We start from the raw sequence: 24890 nt of genomic DNA on the forward strand, positions 1-24890 counted from the left end.
TTGAAGGTGTCACGCCTATCGCGGTGTGACCTGCATCGGCAGACCGCCTTGCGGCTGCGTGGTCAGTTTCTGCACCGGCCAGGGTTTCGTTTCAGCGGTGGTGTCGAAGCGGAAGCGTGACAGCATGATGGCGAGCGCGATGATCGCTTCCTGCATGGCGAAGCTGGCGCCGATGCAGACGCGCGGGCCGGCGCCAAACGGCAGATACTGGAAGCGGTCGATCTTTTCACGGTTTCCCGGGTGGAAGCGCTCCGGCAGGAAGGCGTTCGGCCGGTCCCACAGTTTCCGGTGGCGATGGACGACCCATGGCATCACCAGCACGGCGGCGTGCTTGGGGATATAAAGATCCTTCCACATTTCCGGCTCGATCGGCTCGCGGTTGATGGACGGCGCCGGCGGATAGAGCCTGAGCGCTTCGTCGAAAGCCGCACGCGTGAACGGCATGGCGTCGAGCCACTTCGTCGGATCGGGCTCGCGCGCCAGCACCTGGTCGATCTCCTGCTCGACCCGGTCGCGCTCCCACGGTGATTCCGCAAGGCAGTAAAGCGTCCAGCCGAGCGCGCGCGCCGTCGTCTCATGGCCTGCGCCGATGAAGGTGATGATGTTGTCCTCGACCTCGGCCCGCGTCAGCCCCTCCGGCCCCTCCGCCTTGAGCAGCAGAGTCAGGAAATCCTGCGGCACGGCATTCGGGTCGCGCTTGAATTTCGCTTCGCGGATCTTGACGGTGTCGGTCACGATCTTGCGGAAATAGGCCATGGTCTTGCGGCCGCGGATGCGGGTCAGCCGCGGCAGCCAGTCGGGCGCGCGCAACAGGTCGAGCGGATCGACGCGTCCCATCGTCTCGAACAGGCGGTCGATCTCGTTGGCGAAACTGCCAGGCTGGCCAGCGATCTCGCCGGAGAACAGCGTTTCGGCCAGGATGTCGTAGGTGAGCAGCGTCATGTCATGGGCGATATCAGACGTGCCGCCATTTTCGTAACGCGTGACGAATTCCTGCGTGCGCCTGAGCATCGGCTGGGCAAAGCCGAAGATATGGCGCGGCGTGAACACCGGCGCCATCGCCTTGCGCGACCGTTTCCAGACCTCACCCTCGGCGGTCAGCAGACCGTCGCGCAGGATCGGCCGCAGGATCTTCTGGCGCACCGTCGCCATCTTGTAGTTCCTGGCATTGTCGACGAGCACGTGGCGGATCAAGCCGGGATCGTTGGCGATGACCAGATGTCCACCAACGCCATTCACCGAAATCCAGGGCTCGTTATAGGTATGCTCACCCCACAATTCGAGCGGGTTGCGGTAGACGATGCGGATCATCTCCAACGTCGAGGGTGGCGTCGTGCGCGGCTTCGGTGCCGGGGGAACGAAGGGGGCAGGCTGGATGTCCATGGGCTGCTCCGCTGATACCCCAATGTAGTGACTGACGATGCGGGCGTCCATGTGACCGGCAGGCACAATTTGCGCGACCAGGGACGTGCGGCAGGCAGTCCGTTCAGCCGATTGTGACCGCCTCCCCGCCGGTGTCGACTTGCCCCCCGCAGCCGCGCTCTGCCATAGGTCACCAACAGATACCGCCAAACGAAGGAGCCCGCCTTGAAACACCAGTTGAACATCATCATAGGCAGCACGCGGCCAGGCCGTGCCGGACCGGTTTTCGCCGAGTGGCTGGAGACGTTCGCGCGCGAGCATGGAAAATTCGAGCCGGTGCTGACCGACATCGATACTTTCAGGCTTCCAGTGCTGGACGAACCGCACCATCCAAGGCTTGGCAACTACCAGAACGACCATACCAAAGCCTGGTCCAAGGCGATCGATGGCGCCGATGCCTTTGTGTTCGTGGCACCGGAATACAATTATTTCGTGGCGCCGGCGATCGTCAACGCAATCGATTATCTCTCGCGCGAATGGAAGTACAAAGCCGCCGCCATTCTCAGCTATGGCGGCGTCTCCGGCGGCCTGCGCGCGGCGCAATCCCTCAAGCCGCTGCTGACTTCGGTCGGCGTCATGCCGATCTCGGAGGGCGTTGCGCTGCCAATGTATCAGAAACTGCTCGACGAAAACGGCGCTTTCGACGCCAGCGAACAGGTGCGGGGCGGAGCCAAAACCATGCTCGACGAGTTGTTGCGCTGGAGCGAGGCTTTGAAGCCGATGCGGGCTGCCTGAAAGCGCCGGTTTCCGGCCAAAAGCCCGGCTTGCTCATGCCGTAAAGAGGTGGAATGCTCGCGCAAATGAACGAGCCGGGGGCGGTTCAATTTGCGCTTGCTGTTTGCCTTTCTGCTGATGCTCATGACCACCGCCACGGCGGTGGCTGAGCGGCGCGTGGCCTTGGTCATCGCCGATGGCGACTATCGCCTGATCCGGCCACTTGCCAATCCGGTCCATGATGGCGAGGCGATGGGAGCGGCGCTGAAGAAGCTCGGCTTCGAGGTCGTCTTCGAGACCAATCGCGACCTCAGACGCATGCGCCGAGCGCTCGACGATTTTCGCGAGGATGCCAAGGGGGCCGACGTGGCGCTGGTCTATTTCTCCGGCCATGGCGTCGAAATCTCGGGCGACAACCGGCTGCTCCCGGTCGACGCCGACGCCTCCTCGCTCGATGCGCTGGAGAAGACCAGCCTGCCGCTGGAAGAGGTGCGCGACACCGTGGCCGCCACCGCCAAGGTCGGCCTGATCGTGCTCGACGCCTGCCGCAGCGATCCCTTTTCGGGAAGCAGCGGTGAAGGGCGCAGCGCGACGTCGCTGTCAAAGGATGTCGCCGACAAGGTGAAGCCGGGTCTCGGCCGGACTGGCCGCGCCGAAAACATCCTGTTCGCCTTTTCAGCGGCGCCGGGCGAGACGGCCGCCGACGGAACCGGGCAGAACTCGCCGTTCACGACAGCGCTGACCAAATATCTCGGCACCGACGGGCTCGAGATCCGCTCGGTGCTGACCTTGGTGCAGCAGGAGGTCTATGACCTGTCGCGCGGCAGGCAGCTGCCTTACGTCGAAAGCGGACTGCCAAAACTGTTCTTTGCCGCAGCGGCCAGGGAACAATTGCCGGAGCGCGAGCGCCTGCTGCTTGCCATGGCCGATGTGACACCGGAAATGCGCGGTGAAGTCGAGCAGATCGCCAGCGATGCCGACATGCCGCTGGCGCCGCTCTATGGCGCGCTGATCAGTTCCGACAGCAGCCACCTTTCGGCGGACAGCCTGAATGCCAGGCTGCACGAGGCGGCCGACGCGTTCGTCAAGGTGCGCAGCGAAATGAGGACGCTCGCCTCCGACGATCCGCAGGTGACGGAATTGCGCAGGCTGGCCGAGGAGCAGCTATCGCTCGGCGCCTTCGATGGCGCCCGCGCCATCCTCGCCAAGGCCGCCGACATCGACAATGTTTCGCGCAACGCCTTGAAGGCCAATTTCGTCAGCCGCACGCTGTCCGAGGCCGCGACGCGTTTTCTGTCCGGCGGCGCAGCGCGCGCCGATCTCGATTACGCTACGGCTATCAAGGACTATGAATCGGTGCTGGCCCTTTACGGCGAGGCCGGACAAACCGATCTGACGCTGGACGAGGCCGACCGCCAGATCCGCACGCTGGACGAACTCGGCAAGCTCTACACCCTTGTCGGCAACACCGGTGCGGCAGGCCGCGCCTTTGCGGCTCTGGTGTCCAATCTCGAGCTGCGTTCGGCCCGGGAAACCGACCCGAGCGTCAAGCGCGATTTTGCCGTCAGCCACATCAAGCTCGGCAACATCAAGCTGGCGCAGGGCGACCTGCCGGAAGCGCTGGAGAATTATCAGACCGCCAGAACCATGCTCAGGGATTTGACCGCGACCGAGCCCGATCGTCTGCCATGGTTCGGTGACTTCGCCATGGCCGACGACAAGATCGGCGATGTGCTGGTGACGCAAGGCGATCTGGCTGGGGCCTCGCAGGTCTACCGGGAAAGCCTGTCGATCAAGAAGCAGCTTGCCGACAACGAACCGGAGCGCGCCGAGCTGCAGCGCGACCTGACCATCAGCTATGACGAGATCGGCGCGCTGGCGCGCACCGCCGGCCAGTTGGACAACGCCCAGACAGCCTATGAGGAGAGCCTGAATATCCGATTGGCATTGGCCGAAAAGAAGCCGCGGGATGCCGAGCGGCAGCGCGATGTCTCGGTCAGCCATGAGACGATCGGCGACCTCAAGCGCGAGCGCGGCGATGCGGCGGGCGCACTCGCTTCCTATCGGGCGGGCCAGGCGATCGTCGAGCGGCTGGTGGGCCACGACCCCGGCAACAGCGAGTTGAAGCGCGACCTGTCGGTCGGCAACGCCAAGATCGGCAATGCGCTGAGCGACCAGGAAAAATGGCCGGATGCGCTTGCTGCCTATCGGAAAGCGCTCGCAATAGCCCGCGTGCTGGCGGCCAACGATCCCGCCAACACCGACTGGCAACGAGACCTCTCGGTCAGCCTGGAGAAGGTCGCCGGCATTCTGGCGATACAAGGCGACCGGGCGGGCGCGCTCCAGGCCTATACAGACAGTTTCGCTATCGCCGACCGGCTGGCCAAGCTTGATCCAGCCAATGCCGACTGGCAGCGCGACCTGTCGATCACGCTTTCCGAAATCGGCATGCTCAAAGCTAGGCAACGCGACATCAAGGGCGCACGCCAGGCTTTCCAGGACAGTCTCGACATCCGCCAGCAGCTTGCCCAGTCCGACCCGAACAATGCCACCTGGCAACGCGATCTTGTGGTTGCCATGATCGACTACGCCCAGGTTGCAAAGGATCCGAAGGCCGTGCTTTCGCAAGCGCTCGACATGACGCTGGAGCTCGACCGCAGCGGGCGTCTGGCGCCGCGATACAAGTTCATGATCAAGTTTCTCAGGGACCGGTTGGCCAAAGTGAAATAGGGCCTGGCGAGAGCCCGTCATGGACAGCCGGCTCATTCCCCGGGAAATGCCTGCAATCCTTGGAAAAACCGTCTTTTTCGCCTATATCTAATGCATATCAGAGGCGCGATTCGGCGCGGGTTTTTTGCGCCATACAAGCGGCATCCAGACAACAGGTTTTCATGAGCGATCAGATCGAGAACAACAACGGCGCTGAAGCCGAATACGGCGCCGATTCCATCAAGGTTTTGAAGGGGTTGGATGCTGTCCGCAAACGGCCTGGAATGTATATCGGCGATACCGACGACGGTTCGGGCCTGCATCACATGGTCTATGAGGTGGTCGACAACGCCATCGATGAGGCGCTGGCTGGCCACGCCGACCTCGTCACAGTGACGCTCAACCCCGATGGATCGGTCACCGTGATCGACAATGGCCGCGGCATTCCTACCGATATCCACACCGGAGAAGGCATTTCGGCGGCCGAAGTGATCATGACGCAGCTGCATGCCGGCGGCAAGTTCGACCAGAACTCCTACAAGGTCTCGGGCGGCCTGCATGGCGTCGGCGTCTCGGTGGTCAACGCGCTGTCGGCCTGGCTGAAGCTGAAAATCCGCCGCAACGGCCAGATTTTCGAGATGAGCTTCACACATGGCAATGCCGACGCGCCGCTGAAGGCCACCGGCAACTATGAGCAGGACAAGCAGCCGGGCACCTATGAGGGCCGCAGCGGCAGCCAGATCACCTTCTTCCCGTCGTCCGAGACCTTCACTATGGTCGAGTTCGATTTCGGCACGCTGGAACACCGGCTGCGCGAGCTTGCCTTCCTCAACTCCGGCGTGCGCATCATTTTGACCGATGCCCGTCACGCCGACGTCGTGCGCCATGAGTTGCACTATGATGGTGGCCTCGAAGAATTCGTCAAATATCTCGACCGGGTCAAGAAGCCGCTGATCGACAAGCCGATCGCCATCAAGGCGGAGCGCGACGGCATCACCGTCGAAGTGGCGATGTGGTGGAACGACAGCTACCACGAGAACGTGCTGGCCTTCACCAACAACATCCCGCAGCGCGATGGTGGCACGCATCTGGCCGGTTTTCGCGGCGCGTTGACGCGTCAGATCACCGGCTATGGCGAATCCTCGGGCCTGACCAAGAAGGAAAAGGTCTCGCTGATCGGCGACGATTGCCGCGAAGGCCTGACCGCGGTGCTGTCGGTGAAGGTTCCCGATCCGAAATTCTCCTCGCAGACCAAGGACAAGCTGGTCTCGTCGGAAGTCCGTCCTGTGGTGGAAGGGCTGGTCAACGAAGCGCTCGGCACCTGGCTTGAAGAGCACCCGAGCGAAGGCAAGGTGGTCGTCGACAAGGTGATCCAGGCCGCGGCGGCGCGCGAAGCGGCGCGTAAGGCGCGCGACATCACCCGCAAGAGCTCGCTCGGCGTCACTTCCCTGCCCGGCAAGCTGGCCGACTGCCAGGAACGCGACCCGGCGAAATCCGAAATCTTCATCGTCGAGGGCGATTCCGCCGGCGGCTCGGCCAAGGGCGGGCGTTCGCGCCAGAACCAGGCGATCCTGCCGTTGCGCGGCAAGATCCTCAATGTCGAGAGGGCACGCTTCGACCGAATGCTCGGCTCCGACATGATCGGAACACTGATCACCGCGCTCGGCACCTCGATCGGCAAGGACGAGTTCAATGCCGACAAATTGCGCTACCACAAGATCATCCTGATGACCGACGCCGACGTCGACGGCGCCCATATCAGAACCCTGCTGCTCACCTTCTTCTTCCGGCAAATGCCAGAGCTGATCGAGCGCGGCCATCTCTACATCGCCCAGCCGCCGCTATACAAAGTGACACGCGGCAAGAGCTCGCAATACATCAAGGACGAGAGCGCCTTCGAGGAATTCCTGATCGGCTCGGGGCTGGAAGAAGCTTCGCTTACGCTCGGCTCGGGCGAGGTTCGCATCGGGCAGGACCTGCGCGGCGCAATCGACGACGCGCTGGCGGTGCGCCAGCTCATCAACGGCCTGCACACGCGCTACAACAGGGGCGTGGTCGAACAGGCGGCGATCGCCGGCGGGCTCAACCCGGACGTGTTCACCGATCTCGGCCGCGCCAACGCCATGGCCGAGCGGATTGCAAAACGCCTCGACATCATCGCCGAGGACACCGAGCGCGGCTGGACCGGCCGCATGTCGACCTCGAACGAAGGCGTCGGCGGCTATGTGTTCGAGCGCACGGTGCGCAGCGTCAAGGAATACGCGCATCTCGATCTGGCGCTGATCAATTCGGCCGATGCGCGTCAGCTCGACCGCTACGCACAGCGCCTCAGCGAGGTCTACGGGACGCCGCCGGTGCTGCGCCGCAAGGATGTCTCCGAAACCATCTCGGGGCCGCTGGCGCTGCTCAATGCGGTCTTTGCGACCGGCCGCAAGGGCCTGACCATGCAGCGCTACAAGGGTCTCGGCGAGATGAACGCCGAGCAGCTGTGGGAAACCACGCTCGATCCGAATGTGCGCTCGCTGCTGCAGGTCAAAGTCAATGACGCGACCGACGCGGATAGTCTGTTCTCGCGGCTGATGGGCGACGAGGTCGAGCCGAGGCGCGAATTCATCCAGGACAACGCGCTGTCGGTCGCCAACCTGGACATTTGATCTCCGATCCGTTTCTACGCTTGCGGGATCGTCGGCGGTGCCTCCAGCTTGCGGCCGAGGTCGACAGCGTCGCGCAGCACGGCAAGGTGCGAGCGAGGCCGGGCGCCGGCGGCGACCTCGACACCGGTCGCCGTAAGCGACCAGTACAGGGTGTGAGTGAAGACGCGACCAAGCGAGCCGCGCAGCTCGACCTGGACATTCTCCACGCCCGGGCCGAAATTCTCCGCCATCGGCCCGGAGATCGGGTCGCCGGTCAGCCAGCCATTGCCACTGTCGAAGATGTTGGTCCAGCGCGTCGCCGCAAACACCGCGCCATGGTGCACGGCACGTTGCGGCTTGCCTGAAGGACTGCGCCCTTCCTGATAAAGCACAGTGCCACCGGCCGCCGCCCCCTCGGCAATCGGCGGGCAGGCCGAGAACAATCGCTCGGCAATGCCACGCCTGAATTCGGCGAGATTGTACGTCACCAGAAACTCGCTGTGGGTGAGCGGGCTGCCAAGCGTGACGAAATCGCTGATCTTCCAGGGCCGATGGTCGGCATCCCCTGTGCGCAGCTGCCGATACAGCTCCCACTGATTGCGCCGGAAACCGGCAAGATCGTCCAGGCTGCCGGGCCATGCCGAGCCGTCGACAACAAGCGTCGCCTTGTCGATGGCGCGGATCGCCTTCAGTTTCGCTTTGTCGCGAATGGCCTCCAATTTTCGGGGCCGGAAATCAGCCCATAATATCTGCAGGAGATCATAGGCGATCATCGATCCAAGGCTGTGCGAAACCAGCACGATCCGGTCATAGCTGTCGTCCGTCATCAGACGCTTCAGCAGCCTCAGGCCGCGCTCGCGGATCAGCGCGCGTTTCTCGACGGTTGCCGCTTCCGCGCGCACATAGGCCGCGACATCGCCGAAATAGGGAAGGCCAAACCGGTCCACCGCCCAGATGATCAGCGATGCCAGGACGGTGACGAGCGTGCCGGCGAGCCAGGAAATGTTGCCTTGCCAAACCGACGTCGCGAGCGCGAGCGCCGCGCACAGGACGACGATGACGGCAAGAAGCGTGACGAGATAGAGTTGGCGGGCGTCGGGAGGAATATCGGACGGCTTGCGCCACAGCAGATTTGTCACCCAGGCAGCAAGCCGGCCCCGTGTCGTGCCCTGCGTGATGTCGGCCCAGTAAAGCTCGTAGAAATCGGTGCGACGGCCATCGACATCATAAGGCGTGGTGATGCGGCGAAGTTCGTATGAATTTGTCCGGCTGTCGGGTGTGATCCAACTCTGGTTGATCGTCGCGCCGGCGGGGTCGGCCGGATCGGCGACATGGGCGTAAAACGGCGCTCGGCCGAGGTCATGGCTCCAGACAGCCTGGACAAAGCCGCGCAGCGTATCCATCGGCCGCTGTTCGCCCATGCCATGCACGATCACCACCGCCTGGCCAGGCTTGCGTGGCGCCTTTCCGGCGGGCGGCGATGTGATGGGGTCAGGCACCAACGTCTCCGCTGACGACAGTCCCTTCGGCGGGACAGGCATCCGTCATCGTAGCGTCGAAACCACCGACAAGCCAAGAAAAAGCCCGGCGCGAAGCCGGGCGTTTCTTGGCATGTCTCGGCGCTGATCGCCGCTCAGTGATCCTTGGCCTCGAGTGAGGGGATTTCGAACCTAGACGGGTGCGAAAAGGTCCGCAAAGCCCACAAACGGCTTGAGCGGGCAATACCGCACGTTAAGCAACGCCTCCTCCACATAGGGCAAGGACTCGACGAAGCTCTTGACCTCGTCCATCGTGCTCGTCTCCATCTCCAGCACCGCGCCGCCTTCCTGCAACCCATGGATCGCACGCACGGAACCGGCCGCGATGCCCGCCCACGCAGCCAGGAGCTCCGCCCGGTGAAGCCTTGCCAGGTCATCCGTGGTGGCATCTGGCCGCCTGGTCAATATCACGACGGTCTTCACGTCACGCTCCAATATCAACAGATTGAGGGGCCGTCTCGGCGGATCGCGGGGCAAGTTGCCTGCTCGCGATATGCGCCAGCAACCCGCTTTGACCTACGGCGACATGACTGGCCAGGACGTGAGCGTCTGGATAATCCCCACCATTTTGCGACCGGAAGGGAATGAGTGCGTCATTGAAAAGACCTTCGAGGCGAAGACGCCAACCTTCCTCCGCCGCTGCCACGCCTTCGGCCGTGATGCTTCCGGTTCCGTAGACCGCATGGGTGGGCAGCACGCTCATGCCGGGGAAGAATAGCGTGCCGTGGGTAATGGGGAAGAGCAACTGCTCCAGCGGCCCGTTGATGCCTCGCGGCGAATAGTCCTTCTCCGGACCGCCGATCATCACGGACAACATTGCCCGTTTGCCCTTCAGGGCACCATCGCCGTAGCGATACTTGTTGCCGGCCTTCTTGAAGCCATACGCCAGGCCGTATGCAAAGACGCGGTCGACCCAGCCCTTGAGGATTGCCGGCATGCCGAACCACCAAAGCGGAAACTGCAGTATCACGGCGTCAGCGGCCAGGATTTTTTCCTGTTCGGCTTCGACATCCGCGGTCTGCGCCCCGTTGCCATAGGCATGTTCGGACTCCGCAATGAACCCAAGCCGGCTCGGGTCGAGGCGGGACGGAAAATCATGTTCATCGAACGTAGCTTTCCAGTTCATGCCGTACAGGTTCGACAGCAAGACCTTGTGCCCTTGCCTCTCAAGCGTTTCGACACCGGTGTTGACGAGGTGGCGGGTTAGCGATGTGGGTTCGGGTTGTGCATGAACGATCAGAACCGTCTTCTTCATGATTTCATTCTCCATTCGAGACCGCCGGGGGAAAAGAGCCGTTTCGTGCACTCCTGTCCGATGCAGCCGGAGCGCACAGCCGGCCGCCTTTTCCTCTTGGCGGTTGGAGTTTCCCTTACCTGAGCTATATTGGAAATTGCAAAACTATTCGGCTACCATCCAAGCCATGGATAGCAAACGCCTCGACCTGAACCTGCTGATCACCCTGGAAGCGTTGCTGGTGGAGCAGAACGTGACCAAGGCGGCCGCGCGCCTGCACCTCAGTCAACCGGCGGTCAGTGCTCAGCTCAATCGCCTCAGGCATGTGTTCGACGACCCGCTGCTCATTCCCGTGCAGCGCGGGATGACGCCGACCGCCAAGGCAATCGAACTGCTCGAGCCATTGCGCCACGCCCTTGATCAGGTTCGCTCGACTGTCGCCACGAATAGAAATTTCGACCCATCGAAGGCCAGGTTGACGGTCACCATCGCCTGCACGGACTATCTGCAGGCAGCGATTGTCAGACCGCTTGTCATGAAACTCAGGACGAGTGCGCCCGGTGTGCGTGTGGCGATGCGAAATCTTGATTTGCCGCAACTGGAAGCACAGATGGGGCGCGGCGATGTCGACTTGGCGCTCATGACGCCGCAAGCCGCGCCGCTAAGTCTGCGCACGAGGCACCTGTTCGACGAGCGCTATGTGCTTATCGGCCGTCGCGACCATCCGCAGCTCCATGGCCGGGTCACGGTCAAGGAATATGCTCGAATGGAGCATGTGATCGTGTCCCTGATCGGAGGTGACTTCATCACCCCGGTTGACACCGCCTTGGCTGCGCTTGGACACAGCCGCAACGTGGTGCTGTCGGCGGCTTCATTCCTATTTGTTCCCGAGATCGTGGCCCAGTCCGATTTCGTGGCCCTGGTCCCGGAACGGCTGGTCCACGACCGGACCGACAAGCTGAAGCTGATCGACTGCCCGTTTCCCGTGGAAGGGTTCGCGGTGGGCATGATGTGGCACGAGCGCGGTCATGGACATAGCGGCCAACGCTGGATCCGAGAGACTATTGTCTCGATGATCAACGCCTGGACCAGCGAGCGCGGCAGTGCTGCCACGAACGCTAGTCCCCAGTGACGATGGAGAGCCAATCGATTTCGTGAATTCCTCGACTGCATCGCTCGTTGTGAGCCATGTTTGTCGGCCTAAAGCGCGTCGCGCTGAAACAGATTCATGTGACGCGCTTTAGGTCTTTGTTTTTATGCATGTCGTTCTCCCAAAACCGAGGTCACTTTTGGGCGACATGCATTATCCAGATCAGTGATCCATCGCCTTGACGATCTCCTCGGTCATCTTCTTGGCGTCCCCGAGCAGCATCATGGTGCCGTCCTTGTAGAACAGCGTGTTGTCGATGCCGGCATAGCCGGAACCAAGCGAGCGCTTGACGAACAGGCAGGTGCGAGCCTTGTCGACGTCGAGGATCGGCATGCCGTAGATCGGCGACGACTTGTCGTCGCGGGCGGACGGGTTGGTGACGTCGTTGGCGCCGATGACATAGGCGACGTCGGCCTGCGCGAACTCCGAGTTGATGTCTTCCAGTTCGAACACCTCGTCGTAAGGCACGTTGGCTTCGGCAAGCAGCACGTTCATGTGGCCGGGCATGCGGCCGGCGACAGGGTGAATGGCGTATTTGACGTCGACGCCATTGGCCTTGAGCTTGTCGGCCATTTCGCGCAGCGCGTGCTGCGCCTGGGCGACCGCCATGCCGTAGCCGGGCACGATGATGACCTTCTGGGCGTTCATCATCAGGTAGGCCGCGTCGTCGGCCGAGCCCTGCTTGACCGTGCGCTCGATGCCGTCGCTGACGGCTGCCGCCGTCTCGCCGCCGAAGCCGCCGAGGATAACGGAGATGAACGAGCGGTTCATGCCCTTGCACATGATGTAGGACAAGATCGCACCCGACGAGCCGACTAGTGCGCCGGTGATGATCAGCGCCAGGTTGCCGAGCGTGAAGCCGAGTGCGGCCGCCGCCCAACCTGAATAGGAATTGAGCATCGACACGACGACCGGCATGTCGGCGCCACCGATCGGGATGATGAGCAGGATGCCGAGCACCAGCGAAGCCGCGACGATCAGCCAGAACACCAGCTTCGATTCGGTGGTGACCAAAAGCACGATCAGCACGATCAGCGCGATGCCAAGTGCTGCGTTGATGAAGTGGCGGCCGCCGATCATGATCGGCTTGCCAGACATGCGGCCGTCGAGTTTGAGGAAGGCGATGACCGAGCCCGTGAAGGTGATGGCGCCGATGGCGACGCCAAGGCTCATCTCGATCAGGGCCTGGGCGTGGATGTCGCCATCCGTGCCGATGCCAAAGCTTTCAGGGGCATAGATGGCGGCAGCGGCCACCATGACGGCGGCAAGGCCGACCAGCGAGTGGAAAGCGGCGACCAGCTGCGGCATCGAGGTCATGGCGATGCGGCGCGCGGTGACGGCGCCGACGCCGCCACCGATGGCGAGGCCGAGCACGATCAGGCCGAAACGGCCGGCCGACGGGGTTGCCAGCGCCAATGTGGTGGCGATGGCGATGCCCATGCCGATCATGCCGTAGAGGTTGCCCTGGCGGCTGGTGGTCGGGTGCGACAAGCCGCGCAGCGCCATGATGAACAGGACGCCGGAGACGAGGTAGAGGAAGGACGCGAAGTTGGCGTTCATGGCGCTCTACTTGTCCTTCTTCTTGTACATGGCCAGCATGCGCTGGGTGACGAGGAAGCCGCCGAAGATGTTGACCGAGACCAGCATCAGCGCGACGAAGCCGAAGCCCGCGGCAATGCCGGAGGCGGCGATGCCGACGGCAAGCAGCGCGCCGACGACGATGACCGAGGAGATGGCGTTGGTGACGGCCATCAGCGGCGTGTGCAGGGCCGGGGTTACCGACCAGACGACGTAATAGCCGACGAAGATCGCCAGCACGAAGATGGCGAAGCGGAAGACGAAGGGATCGATGGCGCCGCCGGACAGCGCGTGCGCGGCATCACCTGCCGCCTCAGCGCCACCTGGAGCATTGGCCAGGTTCTGCACCGCCAGCCGGACGGCAGCGCTCGCCTGATCGAGCTGGTCGAGGGCTTTCTGCAAGGTCTGATCCATCACGCAATGCCTTTCGACTTCGACGAGGGCGACTTGGATACGGCCGATTTCCTGGACGCGGCTTTCTTTGCGGCAGCGGGTTTGTCGGAAGCGTCGGCGACCATGGTCTTGGCCGGGATTGCGGCCGGCTCGATACGCGGCTGCTGGTCGGCCTTTGCGAAAGACGGATGCACGATCTTGCCACCGTCGGTCAGCATCGTTGCCTTGACCAGATCGTCGTCCCGGTTGATGGCCAGCGTCTTCGTCGTCTTGTCGACCAGCGTCTCGAGAAAGGCGAATAGGTTTCTGGCATAGAGCAGCGAGGCGGACGCGGCGATGCGGCCGGGCACATTGAGGTGGCCGACTATCTTGACGTTATTGGCCGTGGTGACGACCTTGCCGGCTTCGGCGCCCTCGACATTGCCGCCGCGCTCGACCGCCAGGTCGACGAGCACCGAGCCCGGCTTCATCGAGGCGACCATGGAAGCCGACACCAGCTTCGGAGCCGGGCGGCCGGGAATAAGCGCCGTGGTGATGACGATGTCCTGCTTGGCGATGTGCTCGGCGGTGAGTGCAGCCTGCTTGGCTTGGTACTCTTTCGACATCTCCTTGGCGTAGCCGCCGGCGGTCTCGGCCGCCTTGAACTCCTCGTCCTCGACCGCGAGGAACTTTGCGCCGAGCGAGGCAACCTGTTCCTTGGCGGCGGGACGAACGTCGGTGGCGGTGACGACCGCACCAAGCCGGCGCGCGGTGGCGATCGCTTGCAGGCCGGCAACGCCGACGCCCATGATGAAGACCTTTGCCGCCGGCACGGTGCCGGCCGCCGTCATCATCATCGGCAGTGCGCGATCATATTCCGAAGCGCCGTCGATCACCGCCTGATAGCCGGCCAAATTGGCCTGCGAGGACAAAACGTCCATCGACTGGGCGCGGGTGATACGCGGCATGAATTCCATCGAGAAGGCGGTGACACCGGCCTTGGCCAGGGCGGCGACGGCCGCATCGTTGCCATAAGGATCCATGATGGCGATGACCGCCGCACCCGGCTTGTAGCTCTTCAGCTCGGCATCACCAGGCCGGCGTACCTTCAGCACCACATCGGCCTTGGCGACATCCGCAACCTTGCCGATGGCGGCGCCGGCCTTGGCGAATTCCTCGTCGGGGATGCGCGACCGCGTGCCGGCGCCGGTCTCGACCACGACGTCGAAGCCCAGCGCCGCCAGCCGTTTCACCGTATCCGGGGAAGCCGCAACGCGCGGCTCGTTGGCATCGAGTTCACGAGGGATGAAAACCGTCTGTCCCACCGCATGATCCTTTCGGCCGGAAGCTATTTCCCGCAAGACGCCGGCCGGCCTCGCGGCGGCGCCGTGGACAAGGTGTCGGAAAAATCTATCGGAGGATAAAGGCGCCGACGGCCATAATCAGCACGAACAGGATGGTCGCCGAGAAAAAGCCGCCCGCGAAGAAGCCGAAGGCCATCGCCAGAAGCAGGGCGCCGCAGAAAAGCGATCCGTATTTGGCCAGCGCGAGGAAACCCGCATAGGTGCGGTCATGCTCGGCATAGTCCATCTTCGCGCCCAGTTCGACAGGACCGGTCGGCGAGTGATCAGCCATAGGAATACCCCTTCGAAGACATCTTTCAGGCACATAGCGAAAAGCCGGGCCGAGAGCAATGGCGCTATTGCCGCATCGCAGGCGACAACTGCCTCAAAGGAAAATTGAAGCCGGCCGCCGACGCGGCTCTGAAGGTCGACCACAGCCGGAACCTGTGGCCCTGTCAGCGTCTTTGAACATGCTGTGATAATTTCGCGATTTTTGCCGACATAAGGGAAGATTATTGTCGCGATCACCATTGGCCGAAGGGTGAAACGCCATGATCTCGCTGACACAGAGATTTGACTGGAACGGCACCGGCATCGCATGGGACACGATCGGCTCAGGACCCTCGCTTGTGCTCATCCATGGGACGCCGTTTTCGTCGCATGTCTGGCACCGGATCGCTCCGGAGCTGGCGCGCGACCACCAGCTGTATTTCTACGATTTCCCTGGATATGGGCAATCCGACAAACGGGAAGGCCAAGATGTTTCGCTGGGCATCCAGAACAAGGCGTTGGCGGCGATGCTGGCCTTCTGGAAGCTCGAGCGCCCGAAAGTCATCGCCCATGATTTCGGCGGCGCCACCGCCTTGCGTGCACATCTGATCGACGGTTGCGACTATGAAAGGCTGCTGCTGATCGACCCGGTGGCGGTGCGGCCCTGGGGCTCGCCCTTTGTCCAGCATGTCCGGCAACATGAATCCGCCTTTGCCGGCGTGCCGGACTACATTCAAGCGGCGATCCTGAGAGCGTATGTTTCAGGCGCCGCGGCGAGGCCCTTGTCAGAGAACGAACTGGAGCCTTATGTCGCGCCATGGATGGGGCCAATTGGCCGGCCGGCTTTTTATCGCCAGATCGCCCAGATGGATCAGCGTTTCACCGACGAGGTCGAACCGCTTTATGCCAAATTCCGCTGCCCGGTGGCCTTGCTGTGGGGAGAAGAGGATCGCTGGATACCGCCGCAGAGCGGTGACACGCTCGCGGCCCTGCTGCCGGATTGCGCCTTGACCCTCATTCCAGGGTCCGGCCATCTCATGCAGGAAGATGCCCCGGAAGCGATCGTAGCCGCCGCCTTGCGCTTCTTCGCCTGCTGACGAACCCTTCAGCCGGCAAGATGCGGGAAAAGCCCGAGCAGTCCGACGACGATCAGATAGAGCGCGACGATGTAGTTCAGCAGCCGTGGCATGATGAGGATCAGCACGCCGGCGATCAGTGAGATGAGCGGGGTGAGCGCAAGCGTGGAAATGGTCATGTCGGGTTCCTTCTGACAGATCCGCCTGAAATGATGACAAAGGCGGCGGTAACAACGCACCACCGTCATTCAGAACGCAAATGCGGCAGGAAAGCTCCGAGCGCTTTCAGGAAAATCGCGAAGCTTCAGGCGGCATCGCGATAATATTTCGCTGTCGGCACGATGGACAAAGGGGTCAGTCGGTTGATGGCCGGATTGCCAAACATCAGCCGTTGTTCCGTCGGCGTCGATCTAAAGAATGGGAACCGTTCGAGTGTCCGATGCATATTTTCGCCGGCGGGGATTTCGAACAGTGCTATCGGGACAAGAACGCCCGGAAATACTTTTGCCTCGGTCCTCTGCACGGCATTGAAGTACCGGGAATAAAAATTGGAATGCTCGATCTTGACCGGTGTCAGCACCGAGTTCTGGCCAAAGTAGCACGAGGCCACCATGGCAAGCCTGAGTGTCAGGAAAGGCAGCACTCCGGGCGACGGTGCGCCGTCGGGATCGGATGCGAAGCGGGTTCCGTCGATGAAGGTTTCTCCGCGGGCAAGTCGCGAGACCAGTATTTCCGGATAGGCATCGACGGAGGGCGAATGCGGGTGCTCGCTGGAAATGTAATGGAAGCGGAGCGTGCTGACCAATTCGCCATAGCAATAGACACCGAACCGGTAGGAATTGGGCAGATTGTCCCAGCAATCCTCGAACATCCCGCTGGCGATTGGTCCGCACATGCCTGAGCGCAGATAGGATTTATAGCGAAGCCGGTAAATCGCCTCCAGATCCTCGCCTCCGGTAATGAGGCGATAATCGACATGCTCCAGCAGTTGCATGATCGATCGGTTCAGCACAGAATCCCCGGCTGCGCTGACCACACCAGACACATTCCTTGCAGCATCCATTATCTGTCCTCGAAATTCCGCCTGCGGATAGGCTATTCGAGTCAAAATGAGACACAAGCAGAAATTTAGAAGTTGTTGATTTACCTTCTGTTAACCTTAACAGATGAGCGCCAGTTAGAGTATGTCTTGGTGAGGCCGTTTTCAGCAGCATTGCGCAAAAGCAAATCGCGGGGCAGATGTTCTGATTAAATTCGCATGAATTCGAGCCGGCGCGTTGGCTGACGGAGCATTACACGAAAAACCCGCCTTTGCGGCGGGTCACTGGCGCAAATCAGCACCATAGGTAAATATGTACCTTAGCTGACGTCACGGAGTCAAGAAAAAATTCCTATCGCGAGAAGCTACCGGCACAAAAGCTGCCGAACTGGCTGTCGTCAGGTCTTTTGCTAACCTGAGTTCGGAGCCCTGGTTGAATCGAAGCACGCCAGTCAAGCGAACTTCGACGATCGCAGCGCTAAATGGCTATCCGTTTGCCGGCGAGACGCAGGTCGGCGGCGAACGGCCAAGTGACATTTGACATCGTTTCGATACCCGACGCACTGAGCGCGGCGCCGAACAGGAAGCCTTGCACGAGATCGGGTTTGACCTGCAGGGCCAGGATTTTGAGCTGTTCGAAGGTCTCGACGCCTTCGACAGTTACGGCAAGCCCCAGCGGCCGCGACAGATTGACGATGCCCTTGAGCAGTTCGAGCGAGCGAGGGTTCTGAGTGACGTCGATCAGGAACGAGCGGTCGATCTTGATCTTGTCCAGCGGCAGCTTGTGCAGGTAGCTCAGGCTCGAATAGCCGGTGCCGAAATCGTCGAGCGCGATGCGCACGCCGATCTGCTTCAGTTCCTCGATGTACTGGCGCGTCAGCGACTTGTCGTCGAGCAGCGCCGTTTCGGTAACCTCGATCTCGAGCCGGCCGGCGGCGAGGCCGGCGCCGGTCAATGCATCGCGGACCTTCTGGATGACGTCGCGGCTGCGGAAATCCTTGGCGGAGAGATTGACCGAGACGCTGGTCTGGTCCGGCCATTTGGCGCATTCGGTGCACGCCGCCTGCAGCACGAAGGTGCTGATCTCGGAAATGATGCCCATTTCCTCGGCTAATGGAATGAAGATGCTGGGCGAGATCGGCCCGAGATCCGGATGATCCCACCGGCACAGCGCTTCGCAGCTGGCGATACGCATGGTGTTCATCGCCACGATCGGCTGATAGACCACCCTTAGCCCCTTGCTTTCCACGGCAGTGCGCAGATCCGCCTTCATCAGCTGACGGTTGCGGAAGGCGGCATCCATCGAGGCCTCGAACAGCCGCCAGCCGTTCTTGCCGAGCTCCTTGGCCTTGTAGAGCGCCAGGTCCGCCTTGACGATCATGGCGTCGACGTCGGTATCCTTGACCCGCGACAGCACCGCGCCGCCGCTGGCCTGGATGCGCAGCCCATGACCGGCGACGTCCACCTCCCCTTGCAGCCTGGCGAAGATCTCGTCGAGCTGGCTGGTCAGATGGCTCTCATCCTCGACGCGGTCGAAGAAGATCATGAACTCGTCGCCGCCGAAACGGCTGACCGTGATGCCTTGCCCGGCAATGGCGGCAAGCCGCTCGGCAACGGCGTAGATCAACCCGTCGCCGATCGGATGGCCAAGCGTGTCGTTGACGCTTTTGAAATCGTCAAGGTCGAGCACCGCCAGGCCACAGAGACGATCGCGATCACCGGACGCCATGGCCTCGCCGACCAGTTCGTGGAAATAAGCGCGGTTGGGCAGTCCGGTGAGGTTATCGTACCGTGCCATAAAGCGGATCTTGTCTTCCGCCTCGACACGGGCGGTGACGTCCTCGAAGGTGATGACGCCCAGCTCCTGGCTGCCTTCGCGAGCCGAGAATTCATAGTGCTGGCCGTTGGCAAGGGAAACCAGGACCTTGCGGTCGCGCCCCTCGCGCAGGGCGCGCGTCAGCTGCGCCTCGATATAACGGCAATCCTTGGGCGCCAGCATGCCGCCGGCGACACCGCGCATCAACAGGCCGTGGATCGACCGCCCGAGCAGCGCATCCCCGGACTTGAGCGACATCAGATGGGCGGCTTCGGCATTGGCTACCGCCACGCGGCCGTTGGGGCCGAGCATGACGAGGCCATGCGACATGGTGTTGAGCGCGCGATCGAATCTGAGCGCGAGCTTCCTCGCTTCCTTGTGGCCGATAACCGCAGAGAAAAGCACGTCGCGGACGTGGTCGGCGCTGTTGATCGTGACGAAAGTCAACGGAATGATCATCAGCCCGAGAATAACCGAAGGGGCGTCCATGCGCAGCAAGAGTGCAAGTGCCGCAGGGCCAATGAAGGTCACGGAAAAAATCCGCACCATGAGCGGAGATCCGTAGTTCCGGCCAACAACCGTCACCAAGGTTGCGATGGCCAGCGACGTCGCCGCCAGTTCGGCAAAGGGATCGGGATAGACATAGATCGATATGAAGCACAGCGCGCCCAACCCAAGGCCCTGCAGGCTGCCCTTGAGGATGTAGTTGCGCTCCCACCGCTGCGCCTCCTGGACGTCGGCTATCACACCGCCCGCCTTCCGGAAGCTGCGGATGCCGAAATAGCGGAAAAGGCAGATGGACAGCAGGCCAAAAGAGAAAGCCAGGAACAACGGATTGTTCGTGCGCAAGTAGATCATGAATCCGAGGATCCAGTAGCACACGCCGCCAATCACCAGCATGTGGGCGTTGTCAAACAACGACCGCACAAACTGGATATAAACATCCGCCGGGATGTTTTCGGTCTTTGTTCTGCCCATATCGTCGGCCCAACGCTAGGCCTCGTCATCCCACATCCGCCTTAAGAAAGGCTTAGAACAGTGTTTTGGCTGGGTTGCCGAAGGACCGCAAAAGCAGGACAGACCGGGAATTCAAGCTTCAGGTAAACATCGCCCTCACTCCGCGGCCTGAAGTGCCTGCCCCGCCGGTGCGTTTGCGAGGCGCTGAAGCAGCCGGGAACGTTCGCCAGCCGCCTTTTCGGCGCTGGCTTGCCGGACGTAGCCATAGCCGCGAATGAGGGCGGGCACCGAGGCCAGCGCAACCGCCGCATCGACCCTAGCCGGGTCCAGCGATCCGGCGATGAGCTCCAGATCCGCCTCGTATTGCGCCAGCAGCCGCCGCTCCATGCGCCGCTCGGCGGTGTAGCCGAACAGGTCGAAGGCGGTGCCCCGCAGGCCCTTCATCGCCGCCAGCACGCGAAAACCCTTCATCATCCACGGGCCGAAGCTCGATTTCCTAGGGCTTCCGTCATTGCCGCGCCGACTCATGATCGGCGGAGCGAGGTGGAATTCGAGCTTTTCGTAGCTCTGGAACTGCTTGCCCAACTCGGCGGCGAAGGAGCCGTCAGTGTAGAGCCGCGCCACCTCATATTCGTCCTTGATCGCCATCAGCCTGAACAGGTTCTTCGCGGCTGCCTGCGACACCACGGTCGAGCCCGGTACGGCCTTCGCTTCAGCGGCGCGCAAAACGGCCAGCTTTTCGGCGTAACGCCTGCCGTAGGCGCCGTTCTGATAGGCGGTCAGGAAGGCGACGCGGCGGGCAATGATGTCGTCCAGCGTCTCGGCGACATCTGCAGCCTGGCCGGTCTGTCCAGCGACGGCCTTGCCCGGCTGGGCGACGAGGCCGCGCACGAAATCCGGCTGATGTGCGGCACGACGGCCCCAGCGAAAGGCGGCGATGTTCATCGCCACGGCTTCGCCATTGAGCTCGATCGCCTTCTCGACCGCCTCCGCCGACAGCGGCAAGCCGCCATGCTGGAAGGCAAAGCCGAGCATGAACATATTGGCGCCGAGCGAATTGCCGAAAAGTGCCGTGGCGGTGCGGGTGGCGTCGAAGAAATGCGCCTTGTCGTCGCCCGCGGCCGCACGGATCGCCTTCTTCAGCCGTTCTATCGGCAATGAAAAATCGGCCGAACGAGCAAATTCGCCGGGCATGATCTCGGCGGTGTTGGCGAGGAAGATGGTGTGGCCCTCGCGCACCGCGGTCAGCACCTTTTTTGCACCCGACACGACGAGATCGCAGCCAAGCACGAGATCGGCCTTGCCGGCCGAGACGCGGATGGCATGGATGTCGTCCGGGGTGCGGGCGATGCGGACATGGGTGAACACCGAACCGCCCTTCTGGGCAAGGCCGGCCATGTCGATCATGCCGCAGCCCTTGTCCTCGAGATGGGCGGCCATGCCGAGCACCGCGCCGACGGTGACGACGCCGGTGCCGCCGACACCGTCGATGATCGCCGCCCAGCCTTGTTCGCCAAGCGGGAATTCGGCGGGCGCCGGCACGCCATCGAGCGGGTCGGCTTTGCCGGCCAGGCCTTCGGCTTTGCGGATCTTGGCGCCATGCACGGTGACGAAGGACGGGCAGAAGCCGTTGACGCAGGAGAAGTCCTTGTTGCAGCTCGACTGGTCGATCTTGCGCTTGCGGCCGAATTCGGTCTCGACCGGCTGGATCGAGACGCAGTTCGACTGCACGCCGCAATCGCCGCAGCCTTCGCAGACCAGCTCGTTGATGAAGACCCGCTTGTCGGGATCGGGGAAGGTGCCGCGCTTGCGGCGGCGGCGTTTTTCGGCGGCGCAGGTCTGGTCGTAAAGCAGCACCGAGACACCTTTGACGTCGCGCAGTTCGCGCTGGACGAGATCGAGATCGTCGCGATGATGGATGGTGGCGCCGGCCGGGAATTCGGCTTTGCCGGCATATTTGTCCGGCTCGTCGGTGACGATCGCAATGCGGTCGACGCCTTCGGCCCGCACCTGCCTGGCGATCATATCGACCGTCAGGCCGCCTTCGTGCGGCTGGCCGCCGGTCATGGCGACGGCATCGTTGTACAGGATCTTGTAGGTGATGTTGGCGTCGCTCGACAGCGCGAAGCGGATCGCCAGCGTGCCGGAATGATTGTAGGTGCCGTCGCCGAGATTCTGGAAGATATGCTCTCGCTTCGAGAACGGCGCCTGGCCGACCCATTGCGCGCCCTCGCCGCCCATCGCCGTGAAGCCGAGGGTGTTGCGGTCCATCCACAGTGCCATGAAGTGGCAGCCGATACCGGCCGCCGCGATCGAGCCGTCCGGCACCTTGGTCGAGGAATTGTGCGGGCAACCGGAACAGAAGAACGGCGTGCGCGAACCGATGTCGGTGGCGTCGGTGAGCATTGCCTGGAACTGACGCAGCTTTGCCACCCGCGCCGAGATCTCTTCGGACGGGCCGATGGTCCTGACGATCCTCTCGCCGAGTGCGATGGCGATCTCGTTGGGGTCGAGCGCGCCCTTGGCCGGAAACAGCCAGTCGCCGCGCTCGTCCTTCTTGCCGACAATGACCGGCTGGGTGGCGGTGCCGTAAAGGCTTTCGCGCAGCTGCACCTCGATCAGCGAGCGCTTTTCCTCGACGACGACGATGGTGTCGAGGCCGCGGGCGAAATCGGCGATGTGGTGCAGGTCGAGCGGCCAGGGGCAGCCAACCTTGAACAGCCGCACGCCGATGCGATTGGCGGCCGCCTCGTCTATGCCGATGTCCTCCAGCGCCTGGCGGACATCGAGATAGCTCTTGCCCAGCGTGATGATGCCGATCTTCGGGTTGCGGCCGCCCGAATAGACGATGCGATTCAGCCCGTTGGCAAGGATGAAGGCGGACGCCGCGGCGCGCTTGTGCTCATGCAGCCGCTCTTCCTGGCCGAGCATGTCGATCTCGTGGCGGATGTTGAGACCGCCAGGCGGCATGTCGAAATCCGGCGCGACGATGTTCAGCCGCTCTAGCGAAGCATCGACCGAGGCGGTCGATTCGATGTTGTCCTTGACGCATTTTATCGCCGCCCAGGTGCCGGCAAAGCGCGACATCGCAAAACCGTAAAGCCCGTAGTCGATGATCTCCTGGACGCCGGCCGGGTTGAGGATCGGCACCATCGTGTCGACGAACAGGAATTCGGTGGCATGCGCGTTGGTCGAGGATTCGGCCATATGGTCGTCGCCCATCAGGGCCAGCACACCGCCATGTCTGGACGAGCCGGCGAGATTGGCGTGGCGGAACACGTCGCCGGAGCGATCGACGCCCGGCCCCTTGCCGTACCAGACCGAAAAGACGCCGTCATGGGTGCCCTCACCAAGCAGTTCCGTCTGTTGCGATCCCCAGCAGGCGGTGGCGGCAAGCTCCTCGTTGAGGCCTGGCTGGAAGACGACGTCGGCCTGCGCGAGCTGTTTCTTCGCCTTCCACAGCTGCATGTCGAGGCCGCCGAGCGGCGAACCGCGATAGCCGGAGACGAAACCCGCCGTATTCAAGCCCGCTCGGCGATCACGCTCGCGCTGCATCAGCAGCATGCGGATGACCGCCTGCGCGCCGGACAGGAAGATGCGCTCCTTTGCGAGATCGAACTTGTCGTCGAGCGCGACGTCGTGCAGCGTCATCAGGAATTTCCTCTGCGGAGGCCGCGCGGGGGCAGGCAGCCAACGTCGGGGTCGGATGACGCATCCTTTCTTCCCTTGCAAGGCAGGTCAAACAAAATCGCAGTTACCAGGCAACGCGCAACGAACAGTCCGTGGCCAGCCTGAATCGGGTATGAACCGATCCGCGGACGTTGCCCGGCGCACGAAAATTCCAACTGCAGCCCGGGCTGGCAGCGACGCGTCAGCTGCCCTTCGAGCAATCCGGCTTCGGCTCGCCCGGCAGCTTGCCGTCGGGATGGCCGACGAGATCGGGATTGGCGGTGTAGAGCTGATCGATGACCAGCGGCCGGTCGGGCAGCACCGATTGGTCTTCCGTCGACATCAGCGTGGTGTCGATCTTTTGCAGAACCGCGCCGTCGGCGCCCTTGATGCTGATGGCAATGGCATAGGGCTTGTTCTTGACGACGCAGGTCAGCGCTGGGCTCTCCAGCGTCACCCTGTCGAGTTTCGGCCACACCTTCTGCTCGATCACCAGAGGCGCGCCGCCGGCTGGATCCTGGAAGCTGGCTACCGCCATCTGCCCCTCTCCCATCGGCTTCAGCGGCCGCAGCGTCACCACATAGGTCGCCCTGGCGAGGCGGTAATTGAAGACGAATATCTTGCCGGAAATCTCGAACAGCTTGCCTTCGTCATTGCCGGTATCGCGACAGGCGCCGAGCGCAACGGCGGCAATCAGGGCAGCGGCGACAACGATCGAACGGGAAAAACCTCTAGGCATTCCTGACCTCATTTTCCGCCATGCGGCGGCGGCGATAGTGACGGCTTGCCTTCTGCCTGTTGCCGCACACCGCCATGTCGCACCAAAGGCGGCTGGAATTGCGGCTTCTGTCGACGAACAGCCAGGTGCAGTTGGGACAGATCCTGAGCCTCGCAACGGTGTCGTCGCGTAGCAGCGACAGCGCCGAAACCGCCAGCGCCGCCTCGAAGGCGATCGGCGTCAGGGGATCACCAAACGGCCTTCCGGGCGCACCGATCTCGGTCCGGCTGCCAACCAGGCCATCGGCGCAGGCTTTCAAGAAACCGGGCAGTTCGGTGGTGGCAACCGCGCCCTTCGACACCGCACCGCGAAACAGCCGGTCCGTGGCCTCGCGGATCGACAGCACCACGGGCGCGATCGCCGCCGGCGACGATACCGCCAGCGGCCTGTCGCCAAGCTCGGCGGCGCGAAAGCGGCTCGCCGCATCGGCGAAGCGGGCAATCTCGGCCGGATCATCGAAACGGTCGAAGGTCCGCTTCGGATCGCCCCGCAGCACGACGGTGTTCGCCGTGTCGAGCGCAAGCAGGCCGCCGGTGAAGCGGTGCGGGGTCCAGGATACCGTCATGGTGGAAATCTAACCGATAAATCGCAT

The 24890-nt window shown here is 62.6% G+C and carries 19 protein-coding genes; 5 read left to right on the plus strand and 14 right to left on the minus strand.

Features of this window, described 5'->3' with window-relative positions; translation table 11 throughout:
* Positions 1-15: 15 nt before the first annotated feature.
* Positions 16-1383 (minus strand): cytochrome P450, encoded by a 1368-nt coding sequence (locus ACSQ3L_RS01465; RefSeq protein ID WP_436158319.1) that lies wholly within the window; start codon positions 1381-1383, stop codon positions 16-18.
* Between the two features lie 204 nt (positions 1384-1587).
* On the opposite strand from ACSQ3L_RS01465, the gene ACSQ3L_RS01470 reads away from it, so the two are divergent.
* From ACSQ3L_RS01470 to gyrB, 3 genes are all read left to right on the plus strand, one after another.
* Positions 1588-2157 carry an NADPH-dependent FMN reductase gene (locus tag ACSQ3L_RS01470; RefSeq protein WP_436158320.1) on the plus strand — a complete coding sequence of 190 codons (570 nt, stop codon included), beginning with the start codon at positions 1588-1590 and terminating at the stop codon, positions 2155-2157.
* Positions 2158-2280: 123 nt separating this feature from the next.
* On the plus strand, positions 2281-4866 hold the full coding sequence (locus ACSQ3L_RS01475; RefSeq protein WP_436158321.1) for a caspase family protein: 2586 nt from the start codon (positions 2281-2283) through the stop codon (positions 4864-4866).
* A gap of 161 nt (positions 4867-5027) precedes the next feature.
* Complete coding sequence (gene gyrB / locus ACSQ3L_RS01480) at positions 5028-7499, plus strand: DNA topoisomerase (ATP-hydrolyzing) subunit B (RefSeq protein ID WP_436158322.1); 2472 nt, start codon at positions 5028-5030, stop codon at positions 7497-7499.
* Between the two features lie 14 nt (positions 7500-7513).
* Here the strand turns inward: gyrB and ACSQ3L_RS01485 are convergent, their stop codons facing one another.
* The 3 genes from ACSQ3L_RS01485 to ACSQ3L_RS01495 all read right to left on the minus strand — a co-directional run bounded on the left by ACSQ3L_RS01485 (position 7514) and on the right by ACSQ3L_RS01495 (position 10271).
* Entirely contained in the window at positions 7514-8977 is a 1464-nt protein-coding gene (locus ACSQ3L_RS01485; protein WP_436158323.1) for a hypothetical protein, read from the minus strand.
* 171 nt (positions 8978-9148) lie between these two features.
* A complete protein-coding gene (locus ACSQ3L_RS01490) occupies positions 9149-9439 on the minus strand; it encodes a hypothetical protein (RefSeq protein WP_436158324.1) in 291 nt (96 codons plus the stop codon).
* A gap of 1 nt (position 9440) precedes the next feature.
* On the minus strand, positions 9441-10271 hold the full coding sequence (locus ACSQ3L_RS01495) for an NAD(P)H-dependent oxidoreductase (RefSeq protein ID WP_436158325.1): 831 nt from the start codon (positions 10269-10271) through the stop codon (positions 9441-9443).
* Positions 10272-10437: 166 nt separating this feature from the next.
* Between ACSQ3L_RS01495 and ACSQ3L_RS01500 the strand changes: the two genes are divergently transcribed.
* Complete coding sequence (locus ACSQ3L_RS01500) at positions 10438-11382, plus strand: LysR family transcriptional regulator (protein ID WP_436158326.1); 945 nt, start codon at positions 10438-10440, stop codon at positions 11380-11382.
* 180 nt (positions 11383-11562) lie between these two features.
* On the opposite strand, the gene ACSQ3L_RS01505 is transcribed toward ACSQ3L_RS01500, so the two are convergent.
* The 4 genes from ACSQ3L_RS01505 to ACSQ3L_RS01520 all read right to left on the minus strand — a co-directional run bounded on the left by ACSQ3L_RS01505 (position 11563) and on the right by ACSQ3L_RS01520 (position 14985).
* Positions 11563-12960 (minus strand): NAD(P)(+) transhydrogenase (Re/Si-specific) subunit beta, encoded by a 1398-nt coding sequence (locus ACSQ3L_RS01505; RefSeq protein ID WP_436158327.1) that lies wholly within the window; start codon positions 12958-12960, stop codon positions 11563-11565.
* A gap of 6 nt (positions 12961-12966) precedes the next feature.
* A complete protein-coding gene (locus ACSQ3L_RS01510; protein ID WP_032921464.1) occupies positions 12967-13392 on the minus strand; it encodes a proton-translocating transhydrogenase family protein in 426 nt (141 codons plus the stop codon).
* Positions 13392-14675: a Re/Si-specific NAD(P)(+) transhydrogenase subunit alpha gene (locus ACSQ3L_RS01515; protein ID WP_436158328.1), complete on the minus strand. Its 1284-nt coding sequence runs from the start codon at positions 14673-14675 to the stop codon at positions 13392-13394. The genes ACSQ3L_RS01510 and ACSQ3L_RS01515 overlap by 1 nt, the downstream gene beginning before the upstream one ends.
* A gap of 85 nt (positions 14676-14760) precedes the next feature.
* Positions 14761-14985: an aa3-type cytochrome c oxidase subunit IV gene (locus ACSQ3L_RS01520; RefSeq protein WP_127267396.1), complete on the minus strand. Its 225-nt coding sequence runs from the start codon at positions 14983-14985 to the stop codon at positions 14761-14763.
* Between the two features lie 259 nt (positions 14986-15244).
* Between ACSQ3L_RS01520 and ACSQ3L_RS01525 the strand changes: the two genes are divergently transcribed.
* Positions 15245-16060 carry an alpha/beta fold hydrolase gene (locus tag ACSQ3L_RS01525; RefSeq protein ID WP_436158329.1) on the plus strand — a complete coding sequence of 272 codons (816 nt, stop codon included), beginning with the start codon at positions 15245-15247 and terminating at the stop codon, positions 16058-16060.
* Positions 16061-16068: 8 nt separating this feature from the next.
* Here the strand turns inward: ACSQ3L_RS01525 and ACSQ3L_RS01530 are convergent, their stop codons facing one another.
* The 6 genes from ACSQ3L_RS01530 to ACSQ3L_RS01555 form a co-directional block, all read right to left on the minus strand.
* Positions 16069-16218, minus strand: coding sequence for a DUF3096 domain-containing protein (locus ACSQ3L_RS01530; RefSeq protein ID WP_097574483.1), 150 nt, complete (start codon positions 16216-16218; stop codon positions 16069-16071).
* 125 nt (positions 16219-16343) lie between these two features.
* On the minus strand, positions 16344-17102 hold the full coding sequence (locus tag ACSQ3L_RS01535) for an N-acyl amino acid synthase FeeM domain-containing protein (RefSeq protein ID WP_436158330.1): 759 nt from the start codon (positions 17100-17102) through the stop codon (positions 16344-16346).
* A 454-nt stretch (positions 17103-17556) separates the two neighbouring features.
* Positions 17557-19872 carry a putative bifunctional diguanylate cyclase/phosphodiesterase gene (locus tag ACSQ3L_RS01540; RefSeq protein WP_436158331.1) on the minus strand — a complete coding sequence of 772 codons (2316 nt, stop codon included), beginning with the start codon at positions 19870-19872 and terminating at the stop codon, positions 17557-17559.
* A 135-nt stretch (positions 19873-20007) separates the two neighbouring features.
* A complete protein-coding gene (locus ACSQ3L_RS01545) occupies positions 20008-23502 on the minus strand; it encodes an indolepyruvate ferredoxin oxidoreductase family protein (RefSeq protein ID WP_436158332.1) in 3495 nt (1164 codons plus the stop codon).
* A gap of 220 nt (positions 23503-23722) precedes the next feature.
* Positions 23723-24259 carry a hypothetical protein gene (locus ACSQ3L_RS01550; RefSeq protein ID WP_436158333.1) on the minus strand — a complete coding sequence of 179 codons (537 nt, stop codon included), beginning with the start codon at positions 24257-24259 and terminating at the stop codon, positions 23723-23725.
* Positions 24252-24863 carry a CGNR zinc finger domain-containing protein gene (locus ACSQ3L_RS01555; RefSeq protein WP_436158334.1) on the minus strand — a complete coding sequence of 204 codons (612 nt, stop codon included), beginning with the start codon at positions 24861-24863 and terminating at the stop codon, positions 24252-24254. Before ACSQ3L_RS01555 ends, ACSQ3L_RS01550 begins: the two co-directional genes overlap by 8 nt.
* Positions 24864-24890 lie beyond the last annotated feature (27 nt).

This window comes from Mesorhizobium sp. LjRoot246, from assembly GCF_964254115.1.
Lineage (GTDB): Bacteria > Pseudomonadota > Alphaproteobacteria > Rhizobiales > Rhizobiaceae > Mesorhizobium.

Excerpts from the sequence above, each read along its gene's own strand:
- ACSQ3L_RS01465 (WP_436158319.1), bottom strand. The coding sequence starts at position 1,383 with ATGGACATCCAGCCTGCCCCCTTCGTTCCCCCGGCACCGAAGCCGCGC.
- ACSQ3L_RS01555 (WP_436158334.1), bottom strand. The coding sequence starts at position 24,863 with ATGACGGTATCCTGGACCCCGCACCGCTTCACCGGCGGCCTGCTTGCG.
- ACSQ3L_RS01500 (WP_436158326.1), top strand. The coding sequence starts at position 10,438 with ATGGATAGCAAACGCCTCGACCTGAACCTGCTGATCACCCTGGAAGCG.
- ACSQ3L_RS01475 (WP_436158321.1), top strand. The coding sequence starts at position 2,281 with ATGACCACCGCCACGGCGGTGGCTGAGCGGCGCGTGGCCTTGGTCATC.
- ACSQ3L_RS01535 (WP_436158330.1), bottom strand. The coding sequence starts at position 17,102 with ATGGATGCTGCAAGGAATGTGTCTGGTGTGGTCAGCGCAGCCGGGGAT.
- ACSQ3L_RS01540 (WP_436158331.1), bottom strand. The coding sequence starts at position 19,872 with ATGGGCAGAACAAAGACCGAAAACATCCCGGCGGATGTTTATATCCAG.
- gyrB (WP_436158322.1), top strand. The coding sequence starts at position 5,028 with ATGAGCGATCAGATCGAGAACAACAACGGCGCTGAAGCCGAATACGGC.
- ACSQ3L_RS01530 (WP_097574483.1), bottom strand. The coding sequence starts at position 16,218 with ATGACCATTTCCACGCTTGCGCTCACCCCGCTCATCTCACTGATCGCC.
- ACSQ3L_RS01550 (WP_436158333.1), bottom strand. The coding sequence starts at position 24,259 with ATGCCTAGAGGTTTTTCCCGTTCGATCGTTGTCGCCGCTGCCCTGATT.
- ACSQ3L_RS01520 (WP_127267396.1), bottom strand. The coding sequence starts at position 14,985 with ATGGCTGATCACTCGCCGACCGGTCCTGTCGAACTGGGCGCGAAGATG.
- ACSQ3L_RS01495 (WP_436158325.1), bottom strand. The coding sequence starts at position 10,271 with ATGAAGAAGACGGTTCTGATCGTTCATGCACAACCCGAACCCACATCG.
- ACSQ3L_RS01525 (WP_436158329.1), top strand. The coding sequence starts at position 15,245 with ATGATCTCGCTGACACAGAGATTTGACTGGAACGGCACCGGCATCGCA.
- ACSQ3L_RS01545 (WP_436158332.1), bottom strand. The coding sequence starts at position 23,502 with ATGACGCTGCACGACGTCGCGCTCGACGACAAGTTCGATCTCGCAAAG.
- ACSQ3L_RS01505 (WP_436158327.1), bottom strand. The coding sequence starts at position 12,960 with ATGAACGCCAACTTCGCGTCCTTCCTCTACCTCGTCTCCGGCGTCCTG.
- ACSQ3L_RS01510 (WP_032921464.1), bottom strand. The coding sequence starts at position 13,392 with ATGGATCAGACCTTGCAGAAAGCCCTCGACCAGCTCGATCAGGCGAGC.